Source organism: Pseudoxanthobacter sp., from assembly GCF_036822375.1.
In the GTDB taxonomy this organism is placed as follows: domain Bacteria; phylum Pseudomonadota; class Alphaproteobacteria; order Rhizobiales; family Segnochrobactraceae; genus Pseudoxanthobacter.
Genome location: NZ_DAISHT010000023.1, coordinates 19,148 through 26,617 on the forward strand (window position 1 = coordinate 19,148; position 7,470 = coordinate 26,617).

Sequence of the window (7,470 nt, forward strand, 5' to 3'; positions counted from 1 at the left end):
TCACCGGTGTCGCCGTGGCCATGCTGGCGGCGGCGGCCGTTCTCGGCGGGGGCGCTGATGCGCCGGCGCGGGCCTGCACCCGCATTTTCTGGAACGACAACGATCAGGCGCGCGTCGTCGCGCGCACGATGGATCTCTTCCGCCCCGACGAAGCCCGTCTGCAGGTTTCGCCGCGTGGCGTCAGCCGGTCATCCGCCGCCCCGGCCGGGCCGGCCGCGCAGTGGACCGCGAAATATGGCGCCCTCGTCGTGACGGCCTTCGGTGTGGCCGTCAGCGAAGGGCTGAACGAAAAGGGGCTGTCGGCGAGCCTGCTCTATCTCAGCGGATCGCAATACGAGCCGCGCGACGGCCGGCCGGGCCTGCCCAACGGCGTGTGGGTGCAATATGTGGTCGATAATTTCGCCACCGTTGCCGAGGCCCTCGAAGGGCTGAAAGGCGTGCAGGTGGTGGCGGCAGAGGTGGCCGGGCGCGCATGGCCGCTGCATCTGGCCCTTGCCGACCGCAGCGGCGATTCGGCGGTCATCGAATATGTCGACGGACGGATGGTGGTCCATCACGGCCGGCAATATACGGTGATGACGAACGAGCCGCCGCTCGACTGGCAGCTTCAGAACCTGAAGCGCTATCGCACCTTCGGCGGCGATCTGGCGATGCCCGGCGATATCGATCCGGCGAGCCGGTTCGTGCGCGCCGCCTCCTACCTGACCATGCTGCCGAAGCCCGCCGCCACCGTGGATGCGCTCGCCGGCGCCATGGCGCTGACCCGCAACGTCGCGGTGCCGCCGGGGGCCCGCGACACCTCCGGGCAGGAGGACATCACCGATCTGTGGCCGACGCTGTGGATCAGCCTGTCGGACACCACCCACGACGTGTTCTATTTCGCCCCCGTGCGCGGGCCGGAGGTGATCTGGGCCGATCTGAACCGGCTCGACTTCCGCCCCGGGGCCCCGCAGAAGAGCGTCGATGCCTATGACCCGACGCTGAGCGGCGATATCACCGCCCGCCTGCTGCCTTAGGTCGTCAGGCCGCCGGCACCGCGAGCCGCGCCACCGCCGCGGCGGCAACCGGAGAAAGCCCGGTGCCGCCTGCGGCGACATAGGCCAGAATGCCGCGGCGCATCCGCGGCTCCCAGAAGCTCGTCAGATGATCGGCAACCGCGGCCGCCGCGGCGGCCTCGCCCGGCGGCCCGGGATGCTGGGCAGCGAAGAACTGCGCAATCTGGTTGGCCATGCGCACCAGTCTGGCCGTGCCGGCTGCCCCATGTCCGCCGCCCCCATGTCCGCCGCCCGCATGTCCGCCGCCCGCATGCCCGCTGCCCGTATCGCCGCCGCCCGTATCGCCGCCGGCTTCCCGCTCGCTCATCGCTTCACGCTCCCTCATGGCACGCCGCTCCGGCTCGTCCAGCCCCAGCCGGGCGGGGTGGGTGAAGATCTCGCAGCCGTCGGCCCGCACGATGCCGGCCAGCGTCAGCCCGGCCGCCTGCGCCGCCTGCACCGCCAGCGCAGTCGGCGCAGAAACCGCCGCCAGCACGGGCGCACCGAGGCGGGCCGCCTTCTGCACCAGTTCGATGGAAACGCGCGAGGTCAGCACCACGATGCCGTCGCCGGCATCCTCTCCGGCGCGCGCCAGCGCACCGGCCAGCTTGTCCAGCGCATTGTGCCGGCCCACGTCCTCGCGCAGCGCCACCAGCCCGCTGCCCGGCCGCCAGAAGCCGGCGGCGTGCGCGGCGCGCGTCGCCTGCCCCAGCCGCTGCGCCGGCTGCAGGCCTGCCACGGCCGCCATCACCTGCGCCACGGAAAATGTGGCCCGGGCGGTGACCGGGGCGATGGCCGGCAGCGCGGCATCGAGGCTCTCAAGGCCGCAGAGGCCGCAGCCGCTCGGCCCCGCCAGCGCGCGCCGCCGCGCCCGCAGCCGCTCCATCGCCGCCTCGCCGATCCACATCCGCACCTCGAAGCCGGCTCCGCCGCCGAGCGCCGCGGCCGGCAGCACCTCAAGGCTCTCCAGCGCGCCGGCATCCGGCACGATCCCCTCCGCCAGCGCGAAGCCCGTGGCGAAATCGGCCAGATCGACCGGCGTCGCCATCATCACCGCGTGGCTGGTGCCGTTGAAGGTGAGCGCGACCGGCGCCTCGCCGATCAGCAGGCGCTCGGCCAGCGTGCCCGCCGGCCACAGCCGGCGCACCACGCCGGCCGCGCCGCCGGCCGCCTCCGGCGGGGGCACGTCACTCCGCCGCATGGCCGGCCGCGCCGGGGGCAATGCGCCGGCTTTCGCGGGCATGGGCCTCATAGTCCTTCTGCCAGTCGCCGGGCCCGTTGGAGCGTGCAACCTGCACGGCCGTCACCTTGTATTCCGGGCAGTTGGTGGCCCAGTCGGAATTGTCGGTGGTGATGACGTTGGCCTGCGTCGAGGGGTGATGGAAGGTGGTGTAGACCACCCCCGGCGCCACCCGCCCGCTGATCGTCGCCCGCAGGCCGGTTTCGCCGGCCCGGCTTGTCAGCCGCACGAAATCGCCCTCGCGGATACCGCGGTTCTCGGCATCCTGCGGGTTGATCTCCAGCAGGTCTTCGCCGTGCCACACGAGGTTCGGCGTGCGGCGGGTCTGCGCCCCGACGTTATATTGCGAGAGGATGCGGCCGGTGGTGAGCAGCAGCGGAAAGCGCGGGCCGGTGCGCTCGTCGGTCGCCACATATTCGGTGATCATGAACAGGCCGCGGCCGCGGGCGAAGCCGCCGATGTGCATGATGGGCGTGCCGTGCGGTGCCGTGTCGTTGCACGGCCACTGCACCGAGCCTTCCCGCTCCAGCCGCTCGTAGGAGACGCCGGAGAACGACGGGGTGGTGGCGGCGATTTCCGCCATGATCTCCGCCGGGTGGCTGTAGGCCATCGGGTGCCCCATGGCCGCCGCCACCGCCAGCGTGATTTCCCAGTCGGCCTTGCCGGCTTTCGGCGGCATCACCCGGCGCACGCGGTTGATGCGCCGCTCTGCATTGGTGAAGGTGCCGTCCTTTTCAAGGAACGACGAGCCCGGCAGGAAAACGTGGGCATAATTCGCGGTCTCGTTCAGGAACAGATCCTGCACCACCACGCATTCCATCGCCCTGAGGCCGGCCACGACGTGCTGCGTGTCGGGATCGGACTGGGCGATGTCCTCGCCCTGCACATAGAGCCCGCGGAAGCTGCCATCCACCGCGGCATCGAGCATGTTGGGGATGCGCAGGCCCGGTTCGCTGTCGAGGGTCACGCCCCACAGGCTCTCGAAGATGCCGCGCGTGGCATCGTCGGAAACGTGGCGGTAGCCGGGGAATTCGTGCGGGAAAGATCCCATGTCGCACGAGCCCTGCACGTTGTTCTGGCCGCGCAGCGGATTGACGCCCACGCCCGGCCGGCCGAGATTGCCGGTCGCCATGGCCAGGTTGGCCATGGCCATCACCGTGGTGGTGCCCTGGCTGTGCTCGGTCACCCCGAGGCCGTAATAGATCGCGCCGTTGCCGCCGGTGGCATAGAGCCGGGCGGCGGTGCGGATCGCCTCCGGATCGACCCCGGCAACCGGGCCGATGGCCTCCGGCGCGTTGCGCGGCTCGGCCACGAAGGCCGCCCACGCCTCGAAAGCAGCCTCATCGCAGCGTTCCGCCACGAAGGCACGGTCGACCAGCCCCTCGGTCACGATCACATGGGCGAGCGCATTCATCACCGCCACGTTGGTGCCGGGCCGCAGCGGCAGATGCACATCGGCGGCCACGTGCGGGCTCCTCACCAGATCGGTGCGGCGCGGATCGATCACGATCAGCTTCGCCCCGGCCCGCACCCGCCGCTTGATGCGTGAGCCGAACACCGGATGACCGTCGGTCGGGTTGGCGCCGATGACCACGATCACATCGGCCGCATCCACGGAATCGAAGTCCTGTGTGCCGGCCGAGGTGCCGAACGCAGTCTTCAGGCCATAGCCGGTGGGCGAGTGGCAGACGCGGGCGCAGGTATCGACGTTGTTGTTGCCGAACACCGCGCGCACCAGCTTCTGGACGAGATAGGTTTCCTCGTTGGTGCAGCGCGACGAAGTCAGCCCGCCGATGGCGCCGCGGCCGTAGCGGTCCTGAATGCGGCGGAACTCGCGCGCCACATGAGCCAGCGCTTCATCCCATGAAACGACCTGCCAGGGTTCATCGATGCTGCGCCGGACCATCGGCGTGGTGATGCGGTCCGGGTGGTTGGCATAGCCCCACGCGAAGCGGCCCTTGACGCAGGAATGGCCGTGATTGGCCTTGCCGTCCTTCCACGGCACCATGCGCACCAGTTCCGTGCCCTTCATTTCCGCCCGGAACGAGCAGCCCACGCCGCAATAGGCGCAGGTGGTGACGACGGCATGTTCCGGCTGCCCGCTCTCCACCACCGATTTCTCGATCAGCGTCGCGGTCGGGCAGGCCTGCACGCAGGCGCCGCAGGAAACGCAGTCCGACGACAGGAAATCTTCGTGCATCCCGGCCGATACATGGGATGAAAATCCGCGCCCCTCGATGGTCAGCGCAAACGTGCCCTGCACCTCCTCGCAGGCACGCACGCAGCGCGCGCACACGATGCACTTCGACGGATCGAACTGGAAATAGGGGCTGGAGGTGTCCTTCGCCTGCCCCAGATGGCTTTCGCCGCCCTGATAGCGCACCGCGCGCAGGCCCACGGCCCCGGCCATGTCCTGCAACTCGCAATCGCCGTTGGCCGCACAGGTCAGGCAGTCGAGCGGATGGTCGGAAATATAGAGTTCCATCACCCCGCGGCGCAGCCGCTTCAGGCGTTCCGTCTGCGTCTTCACCACCATGCCGGCGGCAACCGGCGTGGTGCAGGAGGCGGGCGTGCCGTTGCGGCCCTCGATCTCCACCAGACACAGCCGGCACGAGCCCCACGCCTTCAGGCTGTCGGTGGCGCACAGCTTCGGCACGTTGATGCCGGCCTCGCGCGCGGCGCGCATCACCGATGTGCCGGCCGGCACGCTCACCGCATAGCCGTCGATGGTGAGGGTCACCGCCGGGCCGTCTGCCGCAGCGGCCGGCGTGCCGAGGTCCGGTGTCTCCTTCAGGCCGGCGGGCAGGCGGGAAAAGCCGGTGTCATGGTTTTCCATGGGTCTTCTCCTCACTCGGCCGCTGCCGGCAGGCCGGCACGCCGGAAATCCGCAGGGAAGTGTCGCAGCGCGCTCATCACCGGATAGGGCGTGAAACCGCCGAGTGCGCACAGCGAACCGAATTTCAGCGTCTCGCACAGATCCTGCACGAGGCCGATGTTGGCCTCCACGTCGATGCCGGCGCGGATGCGGTCCACCACCTCCGTGCCGCGGGCCGCACCGATGCGGCACGGCGTGCACTTGCCGCAGCTCTCGTGGGCACAGAAGGCGAAGGCAAAGCGCGCCTGCGCCGCCATGTCCACGCGGTCGTCGAACACCACCACGCCGCCGTGGCCGATGAGGCCGTCGCGCGCGGCAAAAGCCTCGTAGTCGAACGGCGTGTCGAACAGCGCCGGCGGGAAATAGGCGCCGAGCGGCCCGCCCACCTGCACGGCCTTGACCGGCCGGCCGGAGAGCGTGCCGCCGGCGATGTCGTCCACCAGTTCGCCCAGCGTCACGCCGAACGCCGTCTCGAACAGGCCGCCGAAGCGGACGTTGCCGGCCAGCTGGATCGGCATGGTGCCGCGCGAATGGCCCATGCCGAAATCGCGGTAGAAGGCCGCCCCCTTTTCCAGAATGACCGGAATGGTGGCGAGCGAGATCATGTTGTTGATCACCGTCGGCCGGCCGAACAGGCCCTGATGGGCCGGCAGCGGCGGCTTGACGCGCACGGTGCCGCGCCGGCCCTCAAGGCTTTCCAGCAGCGCCGTTTCCTCGCCGCAGACATAAGCCCCCGCACCGGCCCGCACCTGCAGGCGGAAGGCCGGCCCGCGCCCCATCACCCGGTCGCCGAGGATGCCCGCCTTCTGTGCAAGGCGGATCGCCTTTTCCATGGCGGCGATGGCGTGGGGATATTCGGAGCGGCAATAGATGACGCCCTCTGTGGCGCCCACCGCCAGCCCGGCGATGGCCATGCCCTCGATCAGGCAGAACGGGTCGCCTTCCATCAGCATACGGTCGGCAAAGGTGCCGGAATCGCCCTCGTCGGCATTGCAGACGATGTATTTCTGCGCCGCCGGGGCCTCCGCCACGGTTTTCCATTTCACGCCGGTCGGAAACCCCGCCCCGCCGCGCCCGCGCAGGCCGGAAGCCGTCACCTCGGCAACCACCTCCGCCGGGGCCATGGCCAGTGCCCGTTCAAGCCCCGTCAGGCCGCCGCAGGCGCGATAATCCGCAAGCGAAAACGGATCGACGATGCCGCAGCGCGCGAATGTCAGACGCTGCTGACGGGCCAGCCAGGGATGCCGCTCCACGGGGCCGAGATGACGCGCGGCGAGCCCGCCGCCCGGAACAGCCCCGTCAAACAGCCCCGCCGCCACGAGGCCCGGCACATCGCCGGCCTCCACGGGACCGTACCCGATGCGGCCGGCCGGGGTTTCCACCTCCACCAGCGGTTCCAGCCAGAACAGCCCGCGGGAGCCGTTGCGCACGATCTCCACCGCCACGCCGGCCGCCGCGGCCGCTTCCGCCAGCGCCGCCGCCACGTCGTCGGCACCAAGGCTCAGGGCCGCCGCATCGCCGGGAACGAAGATCCGCCGCGTCATTGCGCGCCCTCCCCGGCCCGGCAGCCGGCAGCCGCCAGCGCCAGCCGCAACCGCCGCTCGTCGGTGCGGCTCAGCAGGCGGTCATCCACCATCGCCGCCGGACCGGTGGCGCACAGGCCGAGGCAATAAACCGGCTCCACCGTCAGTTCGCCGTCGGCCGAGGTCTCGCCCCAGCCAAGCCCGAGGCCGGCCAGCACGCCGGCATGAAGGCTGTCGCAGCCCATCGCCTGACAGGCCTCCGCCCGGCACAGCCGCAGCACATGGCGACCGGCCGGCCGGTCGCGGAAATCGTGATAGAACGTCACCACGCCGTGCACCTCGGCGCGCGAAATGTTGAGCCCCTCCGCCACCAGCGGCAGGGCCGCGCGCGGCACGTAGCCAAAGGCGGCCTGCAGATCGTGCAGGATCGGCAGCAGGGCACCGGGCTCGCCGGCGCGGGCGGCGATAATTGCCGCGGCGCGCTCTTCATCCCATGCAACGGCGACCGCGCTGCCGCTGGCCGCCACGCCCGAATCCGGACCGGCCGCAGTGCCGCGGTCACGGCCCGGGCCGTTCGCCTGCCCCTTCATCGCGCTTCTCCCTGTCGCGTCGGCGCCGGCCCCGGCGGGCAGCGGCGTCGCGCGCCTGTCGTTCTGTTCAAGCGGCAGCCCGGCACGCCGGCGCCGCCACCTTCGATTCCCTCCAATTAAAACGATGGCAGGCCCGCGCAGCAAGACGACCGCGGCCATGCTGCGATAGAACATTTCTATCGATGCACGGTGTCATGCCTCTGAACGG

The 7,470-nt window shown here is 70.6% G+C and carries 5 protein-coding genes; 1 reads left to right on the forward strand and 4 read right to left on the reverse strand.

What is annotated here, in order from left to right:
* Nucleotides 1-1,016, forward strand: a 1,016-nt coding sequence (locus tag V7067_RS04345; protein WP_334174655.1) for a linear amide C-N hydrolase, incomplete at its 5' end; no start/stop codon positions are given.
* A gap of 4 nt (nt 1,017-1,020) precedes the next feature.
* Here the strand turns inward: V7067_RS04345 and fdhD are convergent.
* Genes fdhD through V7067_RS04365 form a run of 4 tightly spaced genes read right to left on the reverse strand, consistent with a single transcriptional unit; the run spans nt 1,021 to nt 7,262 of the window.
* On the reverse strand, nt 1,021-2,235 hold the full coding sequence (gene fdhD / locus V7067_RS04350; protein ID WP_334174656.1) for a formate dehydrogenase accessory sulfurtransferase FdhD: 1,215 nt from the start codon (nt 2,233-2,235) through the stop codon (nt 1,021-1,023).
* Nucleotides 2,222-5,110 (reverse strand): formate dehydrogenase subunit alpha, encoded by a 2,889-nt coding sequence (gene fdhF / locus V7067_RS04355; RefSeq protein WP_334174657.1) that lies wholly within the window; start codon nt 5,108-5,110, stop codon nt 2,222-2,224. Before fdhF ends, fdhD begins: the two co-directional genes overlap by 14 nt.
* Nucleotides 5,111-5,121: 11 nt before the next feature.
* Entirely contained in the window at nt 5,122-6,693 is a 1,572-nt protein-coding gene (locus V7067_RS04360; protein ID WP_334174658.1) for an NADH-ubiquinone oxidoreductase-F iron-sulfur binding region domain-containing protein, read from the reverse strand.
* Nucleotides 6,690-7,262, reverse strand: coding sequence for a formate dehydrogenase subunit gamma (locus V7067_RS04365; protein WP_334174659.1), 573 nt, complete (start codon nt 7,260-7,262; stop codon nt 6,690-6,692). The genes V7067_RS04360 and V7067_RS04365 overlap by 4 nt, the downstream gene beginning before the upstream one ends.
* Between the last annotated feature and the right edge of the window lie 208 nt (nt 7,263-7,470).

Coding starts and splice junctions, on each gene's coding strand:
- fdhD (WP_334174656.1), bottom strand. CDS start 2,235: ATGCGGCGGAGTGACGTGCCCCCGCCGGAGGCGGCCGGCGGCGCGGCC.
- fdhF (WP_334174657.1), bottom strand. CDS start 5,110: ATGGAAAACCATGACACCGGCTTTTCCCGCCTGCCCGCCGGCCTGAAG.
- V7067_RS04360 (WP_334174658.1), bottom strand. CDS start 6,693: ATGACGCGGCGGATCTTCGTTCCCGGCGATGCGGCGGCCCTGAGCCTT.
- V7067_RS04365 (WP_334174659.1), bottom strand. CDS start 7,262: ATGAAGGGGCAGGCGAACGGCCCGGGCCGTGACCGCGGCACTGCGGCC.